Genomic DNA, 22,939 nt, shown 5'->3' with positions numbered 1-22,939 from the left:
AAAGGAGTTTTCCATGCCCGAAACGCCACAAGAAGTCTTGAAAATGATTCAGGACAACAATATTAAGATTATCGACCTGAAATTTATTGATATGCCAGGTATCTGGCAACATTGCTCGTTCTACTACGATCAAATCGATGAAAGCTCTTTCAGCGATGGTGTTGCCTTCGATGGTTCCAGTATTCGCGGTTGGAAAGCAATTAACGAATCCGATATGGCCATGGTTCCCGACCCTACCACTGCTTGGATCGATCCCTTCTACAAAGAACCTACCCTAAGCATGATCTGTAGCATCAAAGAACCGAGAACCGGTGAATGGTATAGCCGCGATCCTCGCTCTATTGCTCAGAAAGCGATCGATTATCTTAGCAGTACCGGTTTAGGTGATACCGTATTTTTTGGACCGGAAGCGGAATTTTTCCTCTTTGATAGCGCTCGTTTCGACCAAACCGCCAACGCAGGCTATTACTACATGGATAGTGTCGAAGGTCGTTGGAATAGCGGTAAAGACGAAAAAGAGGGAAATCTTGCCTATAAACCCGCCTACAAACAGGGTTATTTCCCCGTTAGTCCCACCGATACCTCTCAAGATATTCGCACGGAAATGCTCTTAACCATGGCCGACTGCGGAGTTCCCATCGAAAAACATCACCATGAAGTCGCCACTGGTGGTCAAAACGAGTTAGGGATTAAATTCTCTACCCTAGTACGGGCCGCCGACTACTTGATGACCTATAAATACTGCATCAAGAACGTGGCCAAGAAATACGGTAAAACCGTCACCTTTATGCCTAAACCCATCTTTGGTGATAATGGTTCCGGGATGCACGTTCACCAGTCTATCTGGAAAGATGGTCAACCCCTGTTCGCTGGGGATAAATACGCCGGACTTAGCCAAATGGCACTGCACTACATCGGTGGTTTGCTTAGACACGCTCCCGCACTCTTAGCTTTAACTAACCCCACCACCAACTCTTACAAGCGTCTCGTCCCCGGTTTTGAGGCCCCTGTAAACCTGGCTTACTCCCAAGGTAATCGCTCCGCTTCGATTCGGATTCCTTTATCGGGAAGCAACCCGAAAGCCAAACGTTTAGAATTCCGCTGTCCTGATGCCACTTCTAACCCCTACCTCGCTTTTGCAGCTATGCTCTGTGCGGGTATCGATGGAATTAAAAATCAAATTGAACCAGGGGAACCTCTCGATGTGGATATCTACGAACTCAGCCCCGAAGAATTGTCAAAAATACCCTCTACCCCCGGCTCTCTAGAAGCAGCTCTGGAAAGTCTCGAAAAAGATCACGCTTTCTTGACCGATTCTGGTGTCTTTACCGAAGACTTTATCCAAAACTGGATCACCTACAAACTCGATAACGAAGTTAACCCGATGCGCTTACGTCCTCACCCCTACGAGTTCTCTCTCTACTACGATGTCTAAGGTTTGATTGATTAATTATTAATCCTAGGGTAGGCTTTTGTCTGCCCTTTTTTTTCCGAATCAGCAAGTCAGTCCCGATGAAAAAATTTTCACCCCCGCAGATGAAAGAGGTTTCCTTCCCCACACCCTGCCACCACCGAAAAACTTTTTGCCGCAAACCCTAGTATAATCCCTTGCTGCCAATTAAGTAGGGAGGCACAATTATTTGTAGGATGGGTTAGCGGTAGCGTAACCCATGCGGGCGTTGGGTTTCATGCTTCAACCCAACCTACGTTCATCTTATATTTAATTCCACCCACCCACTTAGCATAAAATACGATTAATTGACTGGTATTTTGGGGCGATAGTTTATGGAACGCGGGTTATTGTGGACACCTTTATTAATTCTATTTATTTGGTTGGCTTGGAGTGGTTGGAATGAATACCAAAAAGTGGAAATCTATCGAGTATGGGCGGAAAACTTCGAGCGAGCTAAGTATGATATATATTCTGTCTTAGGTCAAAAAGATAAAATTATCACTTGGGGAAAGCCAACTCGTAAGGGAGTGATTAATTTACAAACTTTTTCCCTAGAGGAGGTCAAAGAAATCCGTCTGCTAGTTAATAATCAAGTGGTGGATTTAGATGCTCTTCCCCCCCAAGGTTCCCCTTGCCTAGAATTTATTTTTAAGGAGCGATCGCCTGAAAAAATTCCCTTTACTGAGGTTGAATTGGCTAGTCAGTGGGCGAAATTTTTACAACAACAAATCTTAATTTAATCGCCATAATTTCTAGCGCAATCTCCCCGATCGCAGGATACCGACAACTAACCATAAACCGATTAAACTAGCTGTAGCAAATAATACGGTACTGATAATAGTTAATTGCCGAGATTGGGTGCTGGCCGTAACAATAGCAGCCCCGATAATTAAGGAACCAATAATCACACTAAAAGCTAGTCGATTGGCGGAATTATCTAAACTGCGACGGAGATTATCTAAGTCGCGAATTTTCAGATTAACATTTAAAGTTTCCGAGGTTAAACCATCTAGTAAAACTTCGATTTGACGGGGATATTTCAGGGAAAAAGATTTTAAGTCTAAAACTGTTCTTAGGGCAGTTTGTAGGGGAGTGCTACCGATTAACTGTTGTTCAAGAATATTAGTTAATAGCGGTTTGACTTCTTCTAGGATATTAATATCAGGATTAAATTTTCGGGCAGTTCCTTCTAGATTAGCGAGACTTTTGGCAAATAAACCTAAATTACCCGGAAGTTTAATTCTATTGCGACGGGCAATTTGCAAAAGTTCATAAACCACCTCACTAAAGTTAATTTGATTTAAATTGAGGTTATAATATTTTCGCAACATCCGCTCATAATCCACCTCTAATTGTACTAAAGTAATCGGGACTACTGACTCGGATAATTTAATAGTTAGTTGACTGCATCTTTTGGCATCTAAGTCAACAATTGCTAGTAACAATTCTGTTAAAATTTGTTGAGTTTGTGGGTCTAATCTGCCCACCATACCACAGTCAATTAAAGCTACTCTACCATCGTCAAGATAGAAAATATTACCCGGATGGGGATCGGCATGAAAGAAGCCATCAATATAAATTTGTTGAAAAAATGACCGAAACAAAATTCTAGTTATTTCGCTTTTTCTTTGGGAAATTGCTTGCTCAGTTGCTGGTCTAGAAACATCGGCCTCTAAAATTTGTTTTCCTTCTAACCATTCTAACACTAATAGCTTGGAATTAGTTAAGTCCCAATAAATTTTAGGAATAACTAACTGTTTGGGTTCTGACCACCGACTCTGGGTTAAATTATAGCGTAATTGGTCAGTATAATGACCTTCTTGGGTGAAATCTAATTCCGCATTGACTGCTTTAATAAACTCCTCTGCTAAGTTAACAACGTCGTAACTTTGACCAAATTCTGTCAGGGCAACTAAATCAGCAATTCCCTTAATTAAGGCACTATCTTGGGCGACAATTTTTTCGATTCCAGGACGCAAGACTTTAATCGCTACTTCCTCCCCAGATAATAAAGTTGCCCGATGAATTTGCCCGATCGAGCCTGCGGCGATCGGTTGGGGATTAATATACTTAAATACCTGTTCGATCGGTTTTGCTAACTGTTCGGTGATGACTATTTCTATATCTGTCCAAGCAACGGGAGGAACTTGCGCTTGTAGGGCAGTTAAAGCCTCGATATAATTAGCAGGTAGCAGATCGGGACGGGTACTAAGTAACTGTCCCAATTTGACATAAAAAGGCCCCAATTCCACAAGGATTTTTTTGAGAACTTCTGGGGTGGGAATCTGGGGATTTTCTGTTTTTCCTAGGGTTAAAACCCCGCGCATATAGTCCCAACCGTTGCCGAGAACTATCTCAAGGATTTCTTTTTGTCTTTGACTGGTTTGGGGGAGTGAGAACACGGTATTAAGTAGTTGGACAAAAGTAAAGTTAACTGTGGGGTAAGGAGACAGGAGACAGGAGACAGCTTTTGTGTATTCTCCCCACTTGCCACTTTCAAGTCAGTAGTCAGTAAGAATTGCGGCAATTTACATTTCTTAAGATAGACAACAGAATTTATGTCCGACTACTTAATTAATTTTGCTTAGGTACTTATCGATCCTATAACAATTTCTCCAATTTGGGATCGGTTTGTAATTGCTTGAGAACTTGTTTAATATCTTGGGTACGATCTTTGTGGACAACGAGAGTTGCTTTACCGTCGCGAACAATTACCAGATCTTTTAAACCAATAGTAACGATCACTTCTTCCTCATCACTAGCATAGATAATAGAGCCTTCCGTATCCAAACCGACATGATTGGCCAGTTCAATATTTTTGCCCTTTGCTGCTAGTAATCTTTCCAGAGAATTCCAATCTCCTAGATCATCCCAACCGAAATTAGCGGGTAAAACGTAAGCGAGTTGGGTTTTTTCCATCAAAGCATAATCGATACTTTTTTTCTCTAAATCCTCATAGGCAGCGATGCCCCGATCGCTCAGAGGTTGTAAAATATTATTAGCGTGGGTTTTTAGCTCCTCTAAAACCACTTGTCCCTGAAAGATAAACATTCCGCTATTCCAGCTAAAAAGTCCCGTTTCTAGGAATTTTTCGGCCGTGGTGCGATCGGGTTTTTCCGTAAAACGACTCACTTTATAGACGGGTAAACCATTAAATTCGCCCTGATTTTCTCCCTGTTCGATATAACCGTAACCGGTGGAGGGATAATCGGGTTTAATTCCTAAAGTAACGATCGCTTTTTGGCTGACGGCCAGTTCTACGGCCGCTTTTAAAGTGTTAATATAAGCCTCTTGATCACCAATATAATGATCGGCAGGAAAAAAACCGATCGCCACTTCCTTACCATAACGTTTTATCACTTCTAAGGTGGCCCAAGTCACAGCCGGGGCCGTATCCTTGCCCACCGGTTCCACTAATAGGTTACTCTCCGGTAAATCGGGCAGTTGTTCGCGGACACCATCAGCGATCGCACTAGCGGTAATTACCCAGAGATTTTCCCAACCTGCCGCTAAAGATAATAGACGATCGGCCGTTGCTTGTAAAAGACTGCGACCACTATCATCAAGACAGAGAAACTGTTTCGGACGCGCTAGACGACTGAGAGGCCAAAAACGTTCCCCTTTACCCCCGGCGAGAATGACTGGAACAAGCGACTGATTCATAAAAAATTGACACTTATCGGTTAAGTTGAACCGATTGTATCAGACGGCAGCGAGGGGTGAGCGTTTTCCTGACTCAAAGCCAAAAAGCGGGCAAATAACCCGCTTTTTAGCAAAAATAACCGAAATATTGCGATTAGAAATTCATTTCGGCCGCTTGTACTGTTTCCACTTGTTTTTTCTTAATAACTAAGAGGATTTGGCAGAGCATAATACCACCGAGGAATAAAACTAATCCTTTGATCCGGCCGGGATTTTGTAGGACAACTTCCGTCTCTTTTTGACCAAAACCGCCAACATTGGGGTTACTGGTTAAAAATTGTCCCACTTCGATCGCTTGACCTTCCGAGACGATTAACTCAGGACCTGCGGGAATATTTTCCACCACGGGGCCAGCTTCGGAAGTGATGGTGACTTCATAACCACCGGCTTCGGTTTTGCTGATCTGGCTAATTGTACCTGCGGTAGAAGCTTTGAAAGCGTTATTATTGCTGGGTTCACCGGTGGGGTACACTTGACCGCGACCGCGATTGGCCCCTAAATGCACAGCATATTTACCGAAGTGAATACCTTTATTTTGGCTAGGATCGGGGGCCAGGACGGGGAAAACGATTTCTTTGTATTGATCACCGGGTAAGGGGCCGACGATAACCACGTTATCTTGACCTTCTTTGTAGGATTGGAAATAGACTCCACCGAGTTTTTCCTGCATTTCTTCGGGAATGCGATCGGGGGGCGCGATTTTAAAACCATCCGGTAGCATTAAGACTGCACCGACGTTTAAACCCCCCTTCGATCCGTCTCCTAACACCTGTTGACTGGCGGGATCGTAGGGGATTTTTACCACTGCTTCAAAGACGCTATCGGGTAATACCGAGTGGGGGATTTCAATTTCGGCGGGTTTTTGGGCTAAATGGCAGTTCGCGCAGACAATCCGACCTGTTGCTTCTCTGGGGGTTTCCGGGGCGGTTTGTTGCGCCCAAAAAGGATATGCTTGGGCAGATTGGGGGTTAATGACATCGCTGGTTAGGAGTAGGGAAACGGTAGCGATCGCCACGAGGACGGCTTTCACTAGGGCCTGTCTGTGGACTTGCGGGAAGCTTAAAAAGTTGAATGTTCTCATCTCTATCGGTTGAATAATTCCAAATCTCGTCACATTGAATAATCTAGGACCACCAGGGTTCTTCACCGGTGCGGAAGTCGGTTTCCGTCCAAGTGGAGAAGACGACTTTATCATTATCGGTGACGTTGGCATGGGCGAGGGCTAAGGATAGAGGCGCTGGACCGCGAACTACTTTTCCTTCGGCATTGTACTGGGAACCGTGGCAAGGACACATGAATTTTTCTTCGCTGGCATTCCAAGGCACCACACAACCTAAGTGGGTACAGACGGCGTTAATTCCGTAGTTGGCCAGGGTTTTGTCCTCTTGGACAACTAAATAGGTGGGGTCGCCTTTTAAGCCTTGGGCTAATGTGCGATCGCCAGCGTTATGGCTGGTCAGAAATTGACTGACAATCACATCATTGCCTAGGGCATCTTTAGCGGTGACACCGCCCCCCGTACCACCGGCCGAGGGGGGAATAAAATACTTAACAATCGGATACAAAGCCCCCGCTGCTACTCCGGTAATTGTACCAAAGGTCAACAGGTTCATAAATTGACGACGACCCAAATCGGGAACATCTGTACCGGAAACTTGACTCATTGCTCCTTATCTCCAAATGTAAATTTTTGTAAACTAATTCTCATCTAAGGGCGATTTTGTGCATCTCGATCAAGACGAAAACCCAGAGCTTAAAGAAGGTTTACAAGGGCTGTATTAGATTATTACAGATATTGAGTCACGGACAATTGCCACAGCAAAGCTGCGTCAAATGCGATCGCTGTTTGATCGCTTTTGCCGAGATGAGAAACCGCAAACACCGAAAGAATCTTAAAAAATTCGATCCAATGGAAAAGTTAAGTCCCCATATACCTTTAACTTAAGTTAGTAGCCAAGAATACAATGATTTCAAGTCATGCCTACTGGCTGGTACAGGGAAAAGTCTTGCATAAATAGATTACTTAACTCAATTTGTCAAGGCTGGGATTACTTTCAATGCTTGGTATAAAAACTTTTATTTATCTCTATCATCTTTAACTTATGAAATTAGCTGATATTCTCAAAGACTCAAGTTATAAGTTGTCCCAGTTTACGCCGGCGGAAATTGAGCAATTAGAGCAGACAATTACGCTGAAAAAGACGAAAAATGGGGAAGCTCCCTATACAATTTGCTTAGTAAGGAAAAAAGAGATTAAACTTACCCCAGAAGAAGCGATTAGACAATTATATTTAAGGGTTTTAAGCGATCGCTTAAATTATCCTCTCAGTCGCATTCAGGTGGAGTATGGGGTTAATTTTGGCAGGGAGGTAAAACGAGCAGATATTGCGGTGATGGACAAAGATCGCCTGAACACAGTTTATATTTTGGTAGAGGTAAAGAGTCCGAAGTGGAAGGATGGAAAAGCACAACTACGTTCCTATTGTAATGCCACAGGTTCGCCGATGGCTGTCTGGACGAACGGCGATCAGATTTCCTATTATCAACGCAAAGATCCCAATTATTTTGAAGATATTCCAGATATCCCTAACTCTAATCAAACCCTAGCAGATATTCTCCAGATTAAGTTCACTTTAGATGATTTAATCGCCAAGGATAAGTTAGTCAAAGAAAATAAATCTCTGAAAACGCTAATCGAAGAAATGGAAGATGAGGTATTAGCAAATGCGGGGGTAGATGTCTTTGAGGAATTATTTAAGCTGATTTTTGCCAAGCTCTATGATGAATGGTATTCTGGACAAGGGAATCGACGTTCTACTCGTTCTCTGGAGTTTCGTAATACAGGACAAACAGAAAGCGCATTAAAAACGAAAATTCAGGATCTTTTTGACAAAGCTAAGAAAAAGTGGCCAGGTATATTTAGTGAGGATGTCAAGATTGGCCTTGCTCTCTCTCATCTACCGATTTGTGTTTCATCGTTGAAGGATGCGAAGCTATTTAACTCTAATTTAGATGTAATTGATGAAGCATTTGAGTATTTAATCAATCAAAGCAGTAAAGGGGAAAAAGGACAGTTTTTCACCCCTCGTTATGTGATTGATCTGTGTGTGAAGATGCTTAACCCCCAAGAAGATGAATATATGATTGATACTGCAGCCGGTTCATCGGGTTTTCCAGTACATACAATCTTTCATGTTTGGCGGCAGATTCTAGAGGATGAGGGATTAGAAGCAAGTCATTTATTTTCATTGGAAGAAAAGCCACCCCGTTGTAAGGAATATGTGGAAGAAAAGGTGTTTGCTATTGATTTTGATGAAAAAGCGGTAAGGGTAGCACGAACCCTCAATCTGATTGCTGGAGATGGACAAACAAACGTACTACATTTAAACACCCTAGATTATGAATTATGGGATGAGGTTACTAAAGAAGATGATTGGCAAAATGTTTATTTTGCCGGATTTAATCGTCTCAAAAAACTTAGACCCAAAGGCAGTAAGGATTATCGAGAGTTTCAATTCGATATTTTGATGGCAAATCCACCTTTTGCGGGTGATATCAAAGAAACGCGCATGATTGCTCGTTATGACTTAGCAAAAAAGCCTAACGGTAAATGGGAAACTAAGGTAGGACGCGATATTTTATTTATTGAGCGCAATCTAGACTTTTTGAAACCGGGGGGAAGAATGGCGATAGTTTTACCCCAAGGACGCTTTAATAATTCCTCTGATAAAAATATTCGGGATTTTATTGCCGAAAGATGTCGAATTTTGGCAGTGGTGGGATTACATGGTAATACTTTTAAACCCCATACAGGAACAAAAACCTCGGTGTTATTGGTGCAAAAATGGAATGATGATCCCAAAATAGGCGCACTTTGTCCTCGTCAGGATGATTATAATATCTTTTTTGCGACGATGCAGAAGTCAGGCAAGGATAATTCTGGAGAAAAAGTTTATGTTAAAGGGTCTGATGATTCGGGGGATTTTCTCTTAGATAAACATAATCATTGGATTGTGGATCATGATCTTTTTAATCATGATGGATTAACGGAAGATGGTATCGCTGAGGCTTTTATTGAGTTTGCTAAAAAGGAGAATTTAAGTTTTTTTGAGATCCCCCCGGCTAACGCCACCCCCCTTAATAAGGGGGACAGGGGGGGAGCTTTTGATGCGGTTAAATATCAGCAGTTAATGGATAGGTTGGAAGCAACAGAAATTTCATTTATTCAGGTACTTGAGCATAATATTAATTTTCGATTTGATAGTGAGTTTTTTAAAAGAAAATACTTTCAGATTGAGGACAAAATTAATGAATTACCCCAATCTATGAGACTGAGTGAAACACAACCTATAATTATTCATCCAACAGAAATTAAGCGAGAGTATGTAGAAGATGATTTATCAGGAGTCTTGTTTTTTAGAACTCAAAACTTACGTCCGTTAAGAGTCGATTTATCGAATCAGGTATATATATCTCTAGAAGATGCGGAAAAATTATCTAAGAATGAAATAAAAAAAAATGATATTCTGATCACAAGAACTGGTGCAAATTTTGGAGATACTTTAATTTTTAATGAGGAAATACAAGCGATTGCATCATCTCACGTTTTGATCTTAAGAAACAAAATAATTAACCAGTCATTTCTAGCAGTTTTTCTAAATACTATTTATGGAAAAGAGCAAATTAACAAGGGGATGTATGGAGGCGTACAGCCTGAAGTAGCACCTTACTACTTAAAAAATATTCTTTTTCCCGTTCTGTCTGATTACTTTCAGAAAATAATAGAACGGTTAGTCAATCAATCATCTATAGAAGTGAAAAAAAGTAAAATAATCTACCAACAAGCTGAAGATTTACTATTAACAGAACTTGGTTTAAAAGATTGGCAACCCACAGAAGAAAACATTGCGGTTAAAAGTTTTTCTGAGTCGTTTTTGTCTTCTGGACGCTTAGATGCTGAGTATTATCAACCGAAATATGATGAAATTGAGAAACAAGTTAAATCCTATATTGGAGGATGGACTAATATTAGAGATGTCTTAATTAAAGATATTAAAAATGGCACAACACCAGAGGGAGTAATTCAAGAGTTTATGTCAAACAAACCAAAATTTGTTAGAGTAGAAGCTTTCAATCAATCTCTAGAGATTGACGAAGAAAAACTGTACTCAATAGAACATGAAACTTTGATCAAATATAGAAGTATATCAGTTGATAGAGATGATGTTCTTGTTTCTATGACAGGAACGATTGGAAATGTAGCAGTTTATTTAATAGATGCCTTAGCGATTATCAATCAAAATATTGTTAAGCTAACGTGCAATCAATCTATAATTAATCCATACATTTTAGCTCTATATATTAAATCTGTTGGACGACCTTTACTAATCAGACAACAAACGGGCAATGTACAACCTTATGTCAATATTCCTAATTTTCAAAAGTTAATTATACCTTTGCTTACTCAAGAAATTCAGTCTAGAATTTTAACTTATCTAGAAGAAGCATCTCATCAAAGAAATAAATCCAAACAACTGTTAGAAATTGCTAAAATAGGAGTAGAAAAAGCGATAGAAACCGAGGAAGAAACGGCCACCGCTTGGATAAACCAACAACTAGAAAGCTTGGGAGTAAACCTAATCTGATGAACACAAAAATAAATCTACCAATGGAACAAATTAAAGGATTTTGTCAAAAGTGGCAAGTCACCGAATTGGCATTATTTGGTTCAGTTTTACGCGAAGATTTCCGTTCAGATAGCGATATTGATATTTTAATTACCTTTTCCCCAACTGCTAAACGAGGTTTAACCGAAACCCTACAAATGCGCGATGAACTGCAAGCAATTTTCAACCGAAAAGTAGATTTAATTGTGAAAGCAGCACTCAAACGGAGTGATAACTGGCTAAGATGTAAAAACATTTTAGAATCAGCACAGATTATATATGCCTCATTGTAAATGCTATCAGACGTATTTTGCGCTATACTGATGGAAAAATAAATTAACAGAACTTTTGAAAGCGATCACACCCTTACTCTAAGAGTGCTTTAAAAGCAAAAATCCAAACAACTCTTAGAAATTGCTAAAATAGGAGTAGAAAAAGCGATAGAAACCGATGAAGAAACGGCAACCACTTGGATAAACCAACAACTAGAAAGCTTGGGAGTAAACCTAATCTGATCAACACAAAAATATGAAAATTCCTCAAGAAAAACTCTCACAACTTTGCCAACATTGGCATATTCATAAACTTTCCTTATTTGGTTCAGTTTTACGAGATGATTTCACCGCAGATAGTGATATTGATCTGCTCGTTGAGTTTGAACTTGGTTTTACCCCTAGTTTTTTCAAACTTCATCAAATTCAAGAAGAATTATCTCAATTATTTGATGGACGTACTATTGATCTCGTTACCATCAAATCTCTTAATCATCATATTCGTGAGCGTGTTTTAGCAACAGCAGAGGTGTGTTATGTCGCAGAAAGATAATCAAGTGTATGTTGAACACATGATTGACACAGCAAATAAAGCACTTAGCTTTGTAGAAGGTGTCAGTCGAGCAGTATTCGAGATGACATTCAACAATAATCACGACAATTGTTGATTTTTACCAGAGGTATATTTTTAACGGGGGAGGATGTCAACCCTCACTGCTAGACTCAACAATATGGCCGACTTCGCTGATCCATTGGGCAATTTCTGCAAGGGATGCGGTGGTTTCTACCGTGACGATTTTATTGGCTACATCCACCGATATTTGGGCTGCCGGTTGCTGATTGTTAATCGCTTTAGTAATGGTATTAGCGCAACCTTCACAGGCAATACTAGGCACTTTTAGGGTAATTGTCATTGTTCTAACTCCAGCAACTTATAGCTAAAAAATAACATAAATTGTCAGGGATAGCTGATTTTTTAAGAGTTTATTTACCATTTCAGCACTGCCGCCTCGATCCCCTGTTCCCGACGCAGTTGACTATCTTTTTCTAGCCATTGAATGACCTGTTTATGGGTTAGTTCTTCTAGGGTTACTCCCATATCTTCGGCGATTATTTTTAGTAAGCGTAGGGAAGAAATTGTTAAACGAGTCAGGAATTTTTCGGGAGAAGTCAAGAGGGCAGCGTCCACATCTGCGGATTCTTCTGGGGTTAAAAATTGTCTGTTTTCGATCATAGTTTTATTTAGTTTCCATCCAATTGTCACCGGCTTTTATTTCTACCAAGAGAGGGATCGTCAAGGAGACAGCTTCTTCCATAGTCGTCTTGATTTTTGACTCTAGGGATGGCCATTCTTCCCTCGGTACTTCCAAGACTAATTCATCATGGACTTGCAGCAGTAATCTCGCTCGATAATTTTGCAGTACCTCGGCCAATTTTACCATCGCTACTTTAATAATATCAGCACTGGAACCCTGAATGGGCGCATTAGCGGCCGATCTTAATAATTGTGCCTCCTCGTTGTTGAGTTTGAGGCTATCTAAATCGATGTCATGTAAGGACAGTCCCCGCAGTCTTTTTAAGAGGGGATTATCGAAGTTAAAATAACGTCTTCTACCCAAAATTGTTTCCACATATCCCTGAGCGATCGCTTGTTTTTTGCTATTTTCTAAATACTCAAATACTTGGGCATAACGTTGATGATATTTTTCAATAAATTTTCTGCCCTGTTCTACGGTTAATTTCGATTCACGGGCGAATTTTTGCGCTCCCATGCCGTAAATAACTCCGAAGTTAATTGTTTTTCCTAAACTGCGTTCTTCGGAGGTAATTTCCTTTTTATCAAAGAGCAATTGAGCGGTGACTTTATGAACATCTTGATTACTACGATACGCTTCTAATAAAACTGGTTCTTGACTGAGATGAGCAAGAATTCTTAACTCGATTTGTGAGTAGTCCGCTGATACTAATAAGTAACCATCTTCGGGGATAAAAGCTTGACGAATTCGCCTGGAAAATTCACTGCGAACAGGGATATTTTGTAGGTTAGGATTGGAGGATGATAAGCGTCCGGTGCTGGTGATGGTTTGATTAAAATCTGTATGTACTCGTGCGGTTTTTGGTTCAGCTAATTTCGGTAAAGCATCCACATAGGTGGATTTTAATTTGGACAAGGTGCGATGTTCAAGGATATAATCAATTAAGGGATGATCGCCTTGTAGTTTCTCTAAAACACTTTGATCAGTAGAGTAACCTGTTTTAGTTTTTCTGGATTTTTTGCGATTGAGTGCCAATCGATCAAAGAGGATTTCACTTAACTGTTTAGGAGAGCCAAGATTAAAAGTTTCTCCGATGGATTCATAAGCTTTTTTTTCTATGTCTGCCAAGTCTCTTTCTAGTTGCTGGGAAAAGTTTTTTAGATAGTTAATATTAATTTTTATACCATAATTTTCCATCTGCCACAGCACCATCACTAAGGGAGATTCTATTTCAGAGAATAATTGATACAAAGGGGGAATTTTAGTTAATTCTGCCTGTAATTTTTCTCGAAGCAAATAGGTAGCGTAGGCATCTAATCCGCAGTAGTTGGCAGTGGTGGCAATATCTAAATCAGCGATGGTTTTTCCCCCAGGAATACCGAGACTTTTATAACTAAGGGAAGTGATACCAGTTAAATAGCGATCGCATAAATCTTCGAGATTATGAGTTAGTTCGGGATGGAGGACATAACTAGCCACCATAGTATCAAAAACTAGACCTTTAACGGTAATTCCTTGATGATAAAAAACATCAATATCAAATTTCGCATTCTGGAAGACTTTCGGATAATTATCACCAGCTAAAATTGGGCGTAATTTTTCGAGGACTATCTCTAGATTTAAATTATCACCGCTCTGGTGTCCGATAGGAATATAGGCCATAGCATTTAATTCTTTTCCCCAACAGCAACCGATGCCGACTAATTTGGCTACACGAGGATTTAAATCCGTGGTTTCGGTGTCCCAAGCGACGGGAAATTGCCGATTAGTGAAAGTTCTTAATTTGGCCAGTAGAGCATCTAACTTAGGAATAGTATCAATAATGTCGGGAGCAATTAGAACCGGTGGAGAAACAGGGGGTAAATCAAACAGAGACAATTGATTAGAATCAGCATCGCTAGTTAATTCTAGGGGAGGAGTGCCACCTAGCTGCTGTTGAATTTGATCGAGTTTCTGGAGAATTTTCTTTAACTCTAATCTTGCCAATAAAGGTTTAACCAAACGCCGATCAAAACCTCGGAGACGAAATTTCTCCTCTTCGAGGCTAACGGGGGCATCAAGGGCAATTTTAGCTAAATAGCGAGAACTTTCGGCGGCAGTTTTACCCTCTAATAATTTAGTTTTTACCATTCCCTTTATCGATTCTAGATTGGTATATATATCCTCTAAGTTATCGTATTTTTTTAATAAATCTATCGCTGTTTTTTCGCCAATTCCGCGCACTCCGGGTATATTATCAGACTTATCACCGCAAAGAGCTTTAAAATCTACTACCTGTTTTGGTGTCACCCCTAACTTTTCCGTGACAGCTTGGGAATTGAATTCTGTATAACCCTGTCCCGAGGTACTTTTGACCGCATTAATATCCAGATAGAGAACCGTGGTTTTTTTCTCCTCATCTACCAATTGGAATAAATCTCGATCGCCTGTTAAAATCTTGACTGTATAACCATGATCACTGGCTTGTTTTGCCAAAGTTCCTAAAACATCATCTGCTTCGTAACCCGGGGAAGTCACAATAGGAATATTCATCGCTGCCAAGAGACTTTGCAGATTAGTTAAATCGGGGCGAAATTCTTCGGGAGTCTCTTGCCGATTAGCCTTATAATTGGCATCAGCTTCATGGCGAAAAGAAGGAGCTGCTAAATCAAAAGCAACTGCTAAATAAGTGGGTTTTTGAGTTTCAAGTAACTGCATCAGAGAATTTAAAAACCCAAAGCACACACTGGTGGGAATGCCGGTAGAAGTACGCAGAGGACCAGAACGAGACTTAGCAAAGGCATAATAGGCACGAAAAGCCAAAGAATGCCCATCGATCAGGATAAATAACTTATTTTGCCCAGCACTGGTCATAATCTAGCCTCTTTAGTCCTATCAAAATAATACTAAATAGTATATAAAATTTACATTCCCTATTTTGCCCGAATTTGCCCAAATTTGACAAGGGGGGTTTTTCTGTTTAGAGTATAACATAGGCTGGCATTGTTCTAAACTTAAATCTTTCTATCTCTTTACAGGCGGCCGATGCCTGTGCTACCAATTACATCAATAGCATTTACAGGCATCCTGCTTGTACCACTAGGGAAAAACTAGACCGAATTACAGTAGCTCCCAATATTTGTTTAGAATAACTCACTATCAGAAAAATGCCGATTACTGTAGGAGCTGTTTTAAAGCTGTTAGCGAAGGGAATTATGCTACACTAGCATCAATATCTAGTCAAAAAGGCTGGTAATTTATGACTCCTCATCTTTCTCTTAGCCAGATTATAGAATCTATCGATCAACTTTCTTTAGAAGAACAAAACCAATTATTTGAAAAATTAGCGCAGAAAAAACAACAACAAGAGCATCCACTCCTCAATATACCAGTTACCCTAACCTATAATCCCCTCTTAGATGAAGTCATAGAGAGTATAGAAACCTATCGTCAAAAAGTTGACCAAGAAGACAGTCAACAAGTTGAAACACCGTGACTCAATATATATTAGATACCGATCATATAACCCTACTGCAAAAACTACATCCGAACTTAGTTCGGAGAGTAGCGTCTATCGATCCTGATGATACGGCTATAACAATTATTACTTTAGAAGAACAAGTAAGAGGATGGTTCAGCGTGATCAGAAAATACTCTCAAAGCAATCAATATGAAAAGTTAATCAAAGGCTATCAAGGTTTGAGAGATATAGTTAATTATCTGAGCAAATTTAAAATTTTGAACTATACTTTAGAAGCTCATTATCATTTCAGAGAATTACGGGAGCAAAAAATTCGTATAGGAACACAAGATTTAAGAATTGCATCGATTAGTTGATCAGAAAACAGTATTTTAGTAACACGCAATTATCGTGATTTCTCTCAAATCCCTAATTTACGCCTACAAGATTGGACGATATAGAACTCTGTAGGGATGACTACGAAAATTGTTACATTTTTTAAGGATTACCCAGCCATTATTCAGCCATTAGCCTAGCATCGGCGATCGCTGATAACACCTCGTCAAAAAAAATATTTGCCAAAAAGCCAGCGTAAGGGTATTTTAAGAATAATTTTATATGTTTACTTGTCGATTACATGAGAATCCTAGTTACAGGCGGTGCAGGTTTTATTGGTTCCCATCTAATCGATCGCTTGATGGAACAGGGTCATGAAGTGATCTGTCTGGATAACTTCTACACGGGGACGCGCCGAAATATCGTTAAATGGCTAGGAAATCCTTATTTTGAGCTAATTCGTCACGATATCACCGAGCCGATCCGTTTAGAAGTCGATCAGATTTATCACCTGGCCTGTCCTGCTTCCCCGATCCACTATCAATATAACCCCGTCAAAACGATTAAAACCAATGTTTTAGGGACTATGTATATGCTGGGTCTAGCTAAACGGGTAAAAGCGCGATTTTTGCTCGCTTCTACCTCGGAAGTCTACGGCGATCCTGATGTGCATCCGCAAACGGAAGAATATCGAGGTAATGTCAACTGCATTGGACCGCGTTCCTGTTATGACGAAGGTAAAAGGGTAGCGGAAACCCTAGCTTTCGAGTATTATCGGGAGCATAAAGTCGATATCCGGGTGGCCCGGATTTTCAACACCTACGGCCCGCGAATGCTGGAAAACGATGGTCGAGTGGTGAGTAATTTCGTCGTACAAGCTTTGCGCGGTCAACCCCTAACGGTTTATGGTCAAGGTTCCCAAACCCGCAGTTTTTGCTATGTTTCTGACTTGGTGGAAGGGTTAATGCGTTTGATGAATGGGGACTTTATCGGGCCGGTTAATTTAGGCAATCCCGACGAATACACAATTCTGGAATTAGCACAAGTGATCCAAGGCATGATTAATCCCGAGGCCGAATTGGTCTATCAACCACTGCCGGAAGATGATCCCAAGCAACGACAACCGGATATCACTCGTGCTAAAACTTATCTGGATTGGAGTCCAACTATTCCTCTAAGTCAGGGTTTAAAAATGACGATCGAGGATTTCCGTTCTCGTCTCAGCTAATCCCTAATCAATAAATTTAACCTAATTGTCACTGGAGTGATTATCATGCGTGTTTGTGTTATCGGAACGGGTTATGTGGGTTTAGTCACCGGGGTGTGCCTAGCACACATCGGCCATCATGTTATCTGTATTGACAACAATGAAGAAAAAGTCAAATTGATGAAATCGGGACAATCCCCCATCTATGAACCGGGGTTATCGGAATTAATGCAGTCTTCGGCAGCCTCCGGCAATCTGGAATTCTCCACGGACCTAGAAGCGGGAGTTAAACACGGTGAAATCCTCTTTATCGCTGTTGGTACACCAGCACTACCCACGGGAGAAAGTGACACTCGTTATGTGGAAGCGGTGGCCCGGGGTATTGGGGCCCATCTCAACGGTGGTTATAAAGTAATCGTCAATAAATCGACCGTTCCCATCGGTTCTGGGGATTGGGTACGGATGATCGTCCTCGATGGCGTGGCCGAGAGACAAAAAAATCTCGTGGCCGCTGGTGGCGGTATTAGTACACTAGAACGCATCGAAGCGGAATTCGATGTGGTCAGTAATCCCGAATTTTTACGCGAAGGTTCGGCAGTTTATGATACTTTTAACCCTGATCGTATTGTTTTAGGCAGTAATAACCCGAAAGCCATCGAAATGATGAAGGAATTGTACGCGCCTTTGGTTGAACGTCAATTTGCTGATGATCCCTCCTTGCCTCCCGTTCCCGTAGTGGTTACGGATCTCAGTTCGGCAGAAATGATTAAATACGCCGCTAATGCCTTCCTAGCCACCAAAATTAGCTTTATTAACGAAGTAGCTAATATCTGCGATCGCGTCGGGGCTGATGTCACCCAAGTGGCTAAAGGTATCGGTTTAGATTCCCGTATCGGCAGCAAATTCCTCTCGGCCGGGATCGGTTGGGGGGGTTCCTGTTTCCCCAAAGATGTGTCGGCTTTGGTACATACCGCGGAAGACTACGGTTACGAAACGGAATTACTTAACGCCGCTATCAATGTTAACAAACGTCAACGGACAATCGCGATCGAAAAACTGCAACAGGAATTAAAAATCCTCAAGGGTAAAACCGTCGGTTTGTTGGGATTAACTTTTAAACCCGATACCGATGATATGCGCGATGCTCCGGCTTTAACCATGATCGAACAGTTAAATCGTTTAGGTGCTAAGGTAAAAGCATACGATCCGATAGTTTCCCAAAGTGGTTTAAGTCACGGTCTAAGCGGTGTGATTATCGAATCGGATCCAGAAAGATTGGCCGATGGTTGTGACGCTTTGGTGGTGGTGACGGAATGGCAAGAATTCCTCCGTCTTGACTACGGCAAAATGGTTAAAACCATGCGCGAACCCGTGTTAATTGATGGTCGCAATTTCCTCGATCCTGCGGTGGTGACAGCAGCCGGTTTCCGTTACCTCGGGATCGGACGTTAATCCCAGGAATCCACCTTTTCACTAGGACTGACGCGGGTGGGGAAGGGACAAGGAGCACCAACCCCCTACCCCTGCTCCTAGGGGCGAAAATTGCCCGATTATGCCAGATGAAAAACGAAAACTTCCTAGCTGACCATGGGGTTATTGGCTATAGTTAAATGATATGAACGGTGGCCACTAGAATCCGGGGGCGATGGGTAGAATTAAATTGAGAAACTAGAAATCAGTTTTAGCAATACCTATGGTTAGCTCTGTTCAATACCGCTACACTAACGAACAAGTTAGGGACTGGTTACGGGGATTACTGACAATTGCTTGGTGTGATGGGGATTATAGCACCAGCGAACAGGAATCGATCGCCCGTTTCGCTCACGAATTAGAATTAGATGACGACCACGTTCTCTATCAATCGATTAGTCCCGAAGAATTGGCCGCAAGTTTCGGTCATGACCCCAAAATATCAGAAAACTTCCTCCGCACGGCGGTCATGGTAGCGATCGCCGATGGCATTTATTCCCCCGCCGAAGCGCAATTACTGCATAGTTATCGGGATGCTTTCGGGTTAGAAATCGAGGCCTTGTCAGCTTTAGAACATACTATCTGTGAAATTCCCGAAATTACCACGGAAGCGCAGAAATCCGAGTTTATCAGTGCCGAACATCCCCACCCAGATCTGCTTCATCCCCTCAAAGATTGGTTAGATGGGGTAGAAATGCACGATCCGCGCTTGGCCCGGTTTATCTGCAAAATGGTCCCGCCTCAATGTCCTTTTGAACGCGATATCGTGCTTTTTGGCCATAAATTAGTGCATATTCCGCCCCTGTGCAAGTTAAATCCTCTCTACGAGCAATTAGTCGGTTTACGCTTCCGGGCGTTATCATACTTAGCCGATGATTGTCAAGAAGATATTTCCGAGTATATTTAGCCAATTTAATTAAAATTGCGGCTAACATGGTATAAATATCCTGCTGACAGAAAATATCTCAACCTAAGGGCTTTTCCTAGCTAATTCTTCCGTTAAAATTAGGTTAAGTCGCCGTTGACAGAGAAAATATGAGTAAAAACTCCCGACGAGTCGATTTTCCTGATTTACCCGGGCTAAAAAACCTGCGCTCCTATCAATGGCAGTGGCTGGGCCGAGATATACTCGCCGGTGTCACCGTGGCGGCCTACGCTATTCCCCAGTGTATGGCTTACGGCGACCTGGCCGGGGTCGAGCCGGTGGTGGGATTGTGGACTCTCGTGCCAGCCGCCCTAGTTTACGCCCTTTTCGGCTCCTCATCGCAACTATCCCTCGGACCAGAATCGACCACGGCAGTGATGACGGCGGCAGCGATCGCACCGATGGTAAGCCTTCAAGGAGAAAATTACGGCAGTTTAGCGGCTTTTTTAGCCCTAATGGTCGGTTTAATCTGTTTAGTTGGTTATATCGCCCGCTTGGGATTTTTAGCTAATTTACTCTCCAAACCGATCCTGATCGGTTATATGGCGGGAGTGGCGGTGATCATGATTGCGGGACAACTGGGTAAAATTAGTGGTTTGTCAATCCGTGAAAATACGGTTTTTAAAGAAATTTTAGCTTTTTTTCGGGGAATAAATCAATGGCACTGGCCAACCCTTAGCCTCGCTATATTGCTGCTACTATTTCTATTTGTCATCCAAAAATATTTTCCCAAAGCACCGGGTCCCTTGCTGGCGGTTTTACTGGGAACCCTCGCCGTCGCCACCCTCCATCTCGATCAAGAGGGGGTGGCAGTAGTGGGGAAAATTAGCAATACTTTGCCGAATTTTGGCTTACCAACCCTAGATTTTGCCCAATTACTACCTCTAGTAACCGCAGCCGTCGGCATTGCCCTGGTCGGCTATTCCGATAACGTCTTGACCGCTAGAGCCTTTGCCGCACGCCATAACCAAGAAATCGATGCCAATCAAGAATTTTTAGCCCTGGGACTGGGGAATCTGGCGGCGGGTTTTTGTCAGGGATTTCCCATCAGCAGCAGCGCCAGTCGCACCGCGGTGGGCGATTCGGTGGGTAGTAAAAGTCAGCTTTACTCCCTGGTGGTGGCAGTGGTGGTGGTGGCGGTCATTTTCTTGCTCGGTCCGCTACTGGTACTCTTTCCCAAGGCCGCCTTGGGTGCGCTGGTGATTTATGCGGCCTGTAAACTGGTGGATATTGCCGGCGCTAAACGACTAAAAAGCTTTCGCAATAGTGAGTTTAATCTCGCTGTCCTGACAATGGTGGGGGTGCTAACCACGGGGATTTTAAGCGGGGTTGCCATCGCCATCGGTCTCTCGGTTATCGATTTATTGGCCCGCATTACCCGGCCCGATGATGCCGTCTTGGGTACGGTTCCGGGGGTGATGGGTTTACACGCACTCCAGGATTGGCCAGAAGCGCAAACAATACCCGGGTTAGTTATCTATCGTTACGATGCCCCCTTATTTTTTGCTAATGCGGCCGACTTTAAACGTCGCGCCCTCAGCGCCATTGCCCGGGAGACAAAACCGGTAGAATGGTTTGTCTTGAATACAGAGGCACTCGGAGAGTTGGATAGTACAGCCGTGGAGATTATCGAGGAATTAGCAAGGGAATTATCAAGACAGGGTATAGTTTTCGCCCTAGCGAGGGTTAAACACGATCTGTACTTAGAATTGCAACGTTCCCGCTTGTTAGATAAAATTAGCCAAGAGAGAATTTACTATACTTTGCCGGCGGCGATCGAAGCTTTTAAAAATCGTTAACTGTTCCCTCCTAGACCCAAAAAGCTAATAAAACCTGCTAATGGGACTTAGACAAAAAACAAATCGAGAAAAGCCTCAACTCCAATCCCCGCTTGGGATTTACTTCGAGAAGCCCAAAATCGCTGAAACCCAGATAGATCAAGGAAAATCATAAATCGAGGTTAACCCTTTGTCCCGTAATGGTTTGAGCCTTTTTTGCTGACCGAAAACGCCTAAGTCCCATTAGCCCCCTTATGGACAAAAGATACAAACCAGGCGAGTTTTCGCAAAAGATCAACCTTAGTCTCGGAACAATAAGAATCTGGGATAAAAACGGCAAACTACCAGCAAAAAGACTCGCTTCAGGCCATCGTTACTACACGGAAGAAGACTTAAATAAAGCGTTAAACCTAGAGCCACCTGAAATCAAGAAAAAACAGTTATTTATACCAGAGTTTCATCCCCTAAGCAGAAACAAGACCTAATCCGCCAACGAGAAGCACTGGAGCAATTCTGCTAGGCTAGAGGTTATCGAAAATTTGGGTTAAAACCCCGTCGTTTTACGACGGCTTTTCCTGATCTTTGATATAAAACTTAAGAACTTCCAGTGGCGCACCTCCTACAGAAGAGACGAAATAACTGGGCGACCAAAGAGCGTCTTTCCCGTACGGCTTAGGATATCCAGCTTGTCCATACTTACGACTAGAGACTCCTTTTAAAGAATTGACCATCACGGAAATAGATAATTTCGGTGGATATTCAATCAATGCGTGTACATGATCGGACTCCCCGTTAAATTCCAATATCTGAAAATTCATCTTTTCCGCAACTTCCCTAAAAGATTTTTCAACCAAAGTCAGACTTTTGCTAGTAAAAACCTTTCTTCTGTATTTTGTCACACAGACCAAGTGTATCTTTAAATCGGAAACAGAGTTTCTTTCTCTTCGCAACTGACTTGACATTATCAACAGACCTAGTTAGAATAGAGTACAGACACACACATATTAAACCAATGAAAGCGAGGTATCAATACCGTATTTACCCAACAGACCAACAAAAGAGGCTTTTGTCTCAATTGTTCGGGTGTGTGCGCGTTGTCTGGAACGATACCTTAGCTTACTGTCAAGAACTCTATCGACAAGGAGAGAAAAAGCCAAAATATACCGAGTTATCTAAAAGACTAACTCAAATTAAAAAGACGACAGAAAAAGTCTGGCTGACCGAGGTTTCTTCTATCCCTTTACAACAGTCTTTGAGAGACTTATAAACAATCAGCGAGATTTACTGACAATGGTTTTACCATCAATCAATATCACGTTACTTGGCTCTTCTGGTTTTCGTGTGTTAATTTTTGTTATGAATTAAAGCAAGCAAACAGCTTAAGTCGAAGATGTTGAAAATTGGTAAATCCATAACTCATTCTTTTAATAAGCTT

Annotated in this window: 20 protein-coding genes and 2 pseudogenes; 14 read left to right on the top strand and 8 right to left on the bottom strand. The window is 41.9% G+C overall.

Annotated features, from left to right (window positions below; genetic code table 11):
• Window positions 1-13 precede the first annotated feature (13 nt).
• From glnA to H6G48_RS24150, 3 genes are all read left to right on the top strand, one after another.
• The gene (gene glnA, locus H6G48_RS24155) at window positions 14-1,435 is read left to right on the top strand and encodes a type I glutamate--ammonia ligase (RefSeq protein ID WP_190723646.1); all 1,422 of its coding nucleotides are present in this window, start codon (window positions 14-16) and stop codon (window positions 1,433-1,435) included.
• Between the two features lie 37 nt (window positions 1,436-1,472).
• A complete protein-coding gene (locus H6G48_RS26995; RefSeq protein ID WP_261779578.1) occupies window positions 1,473-1,604 on the top strand; it encodes a hypothetical protein in 132 nt (43 codons plus the stop codon).
• Window positions 1,605-1,785: 181 nt separating this feature from the next.
• Window positions 1,786-2,193, top strand: a complete 408-nt coding sequence (locus tag H6G48_RS24150) for a hypothetical protein (RefSeq protein WP_061432353.1) — start codon at window positions 1,786-1,788, stop codon at window positions 2,191-2,193.
• Window positions 2,194-2,205: 12 nt separating this feature from the next.
• On the opposite strand, the gene H6G48_RS24145 is transcribed toward H6G48_RS24150, so the two are convergent.
• The 4 genes from H6G48_RS24145 to petC all read right to left on the bottom strand — a co-directional run bounded on the left by H6G48_RS24145 (window position 2,206) and on the right by petC (window position 6,819).
• A complete protein-coding gene (locus H6G48_RS24145; RefSeq protein ID WP_190723645.1) occupies window positions 2,206-3,855 on the bottom strand; it encodes an ABC1 kinase family protein in 1,650 nt (549 codons plus the stop codon).
• A 199-nt stretch (window positions 3,856-4,054) separates the two neighbouring features.
• Window positions 4,055-5,116 (bottom strand): mannose-1-phosphate guanylyltransferase, encoded by a 1,062-nt coding sequence (locus H6G48_RS24140; RefSeq protein WP_190723644.1) that lies wholly within the window; start codon window positions 5,114-5,116, stop codon window positions 4,055-4,057.
• A gap of 133 nt (window positions 5,117-5,249) precedes the next feature.
• The gene (gene petA / locus H6G48_RS24135) at window positions 5,250-6,236 is read right to left on the bottom strand and encodes a cytochrome f (RefSeq protein ID WP_002754684.1); all 987 of its coding nucleotides are present in this window, start codon (window positions 6,234-6,236) and stop codon (window positions 5,250-5,252) included.
• Between the two features lie 43 nt (window positions 6,237-6,279).
• The gene (gene petC / locus H6G48_RS24130; RefSeq protein ID WP_002781457.1) at window positions 6,280-6,819 is read right to left on the bottom strand and encodes a cytochrome b6-f complex iron-sulfur subunit; all 540 of its coding nucleotides are present in this window, start codon (window positions 6,817-6,819) and stop codon (window positions 6,280-6,282) included.
• Between the two features lie 438 nt (window positions 6,820-7,257).
• Here petC and H6G48_RS24125 point away from each other — a divergent pair, with 438 nt between their 5' ends.
• From H6G48_RS24125 to H6G48_RS24115, 3 genes are all read left to right on the top strand, one after another.
• Window positions 7,258-10,800 (top strand): N-6 DNA methylase, encoded by a 3,543-nt coding sequence (locus tag H6G48_RS24125; RefSeq protein ID WP_190723642.1) that lies wholly within the window; start codon window positions 7,258-7,260, stop codon window positions 10,798-10,800.
• A 23-nt stretch (window positions 10,801-10,823) separates the two neighbouring features.
• Window positions 10,824-11,114: a nucleotidyltransferase family protein gene (locus H6G48_RS24120; RefSeq protein WP_052277368.1), complete on the top strand. Its 291-nt coding sequence runs from the start codon at window positions 10,824-10,826 to the stop codon at window positions 11,112-11,114.
• Between the two features lie 235 nt (window positions 11,115-11,349).
• Window positions 11,350-11,646 carry a nucleotidyltransferase family protein gene (locus tag H6G48_RS24115; protein WP_106909158.1) on the top strand — a complete coding sequence of 99 codons (297 nt, stop codon included), beginning with the start codon at window positions 11,350-11,352 and terminating at the stop codon, window positions 11,644-11,646.
• Between the two features lie 151 nt (window positions 11,647-11,797).
• Here the strand turns inward: H6G48_RS24115 and H6G48_RS24110 are convergent, their stop codons facing one another.
• From H6G48_RS24110 to polA, 3 genes are all read right to left on the bottom strand, one after another.
• The gene (locus H6G48_RS24110) at window positions 11,798-12,007 is read right to left on the bottom strand and encodes a heavy-metal-associated domain-containing protein (protein WP_190723641.1); all 210 of its coding nucleotides are present in this window, start codon (window positions 12,005-12,007) and stop codon (window positions 11,798-11,800) included.
• Between the two features lie 74 nt (window positions 12,008-12,081).
• Window positions 12,082-12,327: a hypothetical protein gene (locus tag H6G48_RS24105; protein WP_190723640.1), complete on the bottom strand. Its 246-nt coding sequence runs from the start codon at window positions 12,325-12,327 to the stop codon at window positions 12,082-12,084.
• Between the two features lie 4 nt (window positions 12,328-12,331).
• On the bottom strand, window positions 12,332-15,202 hold the full coding sequence (polA, locus tag H6G48_RS24100) for a DNA polymerase I (RefSeq protein WP_190723638.1): 2,871 nt from the start codon (window positions 15,200-15,202) through the stop codon (window positions 12,332-12,334).
• Between the two features lie 385 nt (window positions 15,203-15,587).
• On the opposite strand from polA, the gene H6G48_RS24095 reads away from it, so the two are divergent.
• The 7 genes and pseudogenes from H6G48_RS24095 to H6G48_RS27595 form a co-directional block, all read left to right on the top strand.
• A complete protein-coding gene (locus tag H6G48_RS24095; RefSeq protein ID WP_002746188.1) occupies window positions 15,588-15,824 on the top strand; it encodes a hypothetical protein in 237 nt (78 codons plus the stop codon).
• Window positions 15,821-16,165 (top strand): type II toxin-antitoxin system VapC family toxin, encoded by a 345-nt coding sequence (locus tag H6G48_RS24090; protein WP_190723637.1) that lies wholly within the window; start codon window positions 15,821-15,823, stop codon window positions 16,163-16,165. Before H6G48_RS24095 ends, H6G48_RS24090 begins: the two co-directional genes overlap by 4 nt.
• Before the next feature lie 260 nt (window positions 16,166-16,425).
• Entirely contained in the window at window positions 16,426-17,352 is a 927-nt protein-coding gene (locus H6G48_RS24085; RefSeq protein ID WP_002759994.1) for a UDP-glucuronic acid decarboxylase family protein, read from the top strand.
• A 45-nt stretch (window positions 17,353-17,397) separates the two neighbouring features.
• The gene (locus tag H6G48_RS24080) at window positions 17,398-18,783 is read left to right on the top strand and encodes a UDP-glucose dehydrogenase family protein (protein WP_190723636.1); all 1,386 of its coding nucleotides are present in this window, start codon (window positions 17,398-17,400) and stop codon (window positions 18,781-18,783) included.
• Between the two features lie 241 nt (window positions 18,784-19,024).
• Window positions 19,025-19,708 carry a Mo-dependent nitrogenase C-terminal domain-containing protein gene (locus tag H6G48_RS24075; RefSeq protein WP_190723635.1) on the top strand — a complete coding sequence of 228 codons (684 nt, stop codon included), beginning with the start codon at window positions 19,025-19,027 and terminating at the stop codon, window positions 19,706-19,708.
• A gap of 128 nt (window positions 19,709-19,836) precedes the next feature.
• A complete protein-coding gene (locus tag H6G48_RS24070; RefSeq protein ID WP_190723634.1) occupies window positions 19,837-21,525 on the top strand; it encodes a SulP family inorganic anion transporter in 1,689 nt (562 codons plus the stop codon).
• A gap of 233 nt (window positions 21,526-21,758) precedes the next feature.
• A pseudogene (locus H6G48_RS27595) lies at window positions 21,759-22,021 on the top strand (IS607 family transposase); the annotation flags it as partial.
• A 43-nt stretch (window positions 22,022-22,064) separates the two neighbouring features.
• Here the strand turns inward: H6G48_RS27595 and tnpA are convergent.
• A complete protein-coding gene (gene tnpA / locus H6G48_RS24060) occupies window positions 22,065-22,466 on the bottom strand; it encodes an IS200/IS605 family transposase (protein WP_190723632.1) in 402 nt (133 codons plus the stop codon).
• A 50-nt stretch (window positions 22,467-22,516) separates the two neighbouring features.
• Between tnpA and H6G48_RS24055 the strand changes: the two are divergent.
• Window positions 22,517-22,826: pseudogene (locus H6G48_RS24055) on the top strand (helix-turn-helix domain-containing protein); the annotation flags it as partial.
• Between the last annotated feature and the right edge of the window lie 113 nt (window positions 22,827-22,939).

The organism is Microcystis flos-aquae FACHB-1344 (assembly GCF_014698375.1).
GTDB lineage: Bacteria > Cyanobacteriota > Cyanobacteriia > Cyanobacteriales > Microcystaceae > Microcystis > Microcystis aeruginosa.
Note: the sequence above shows the minus strand (reverse complement) of the source record. Positions and strands in the feature narration are given on the sequence as shown.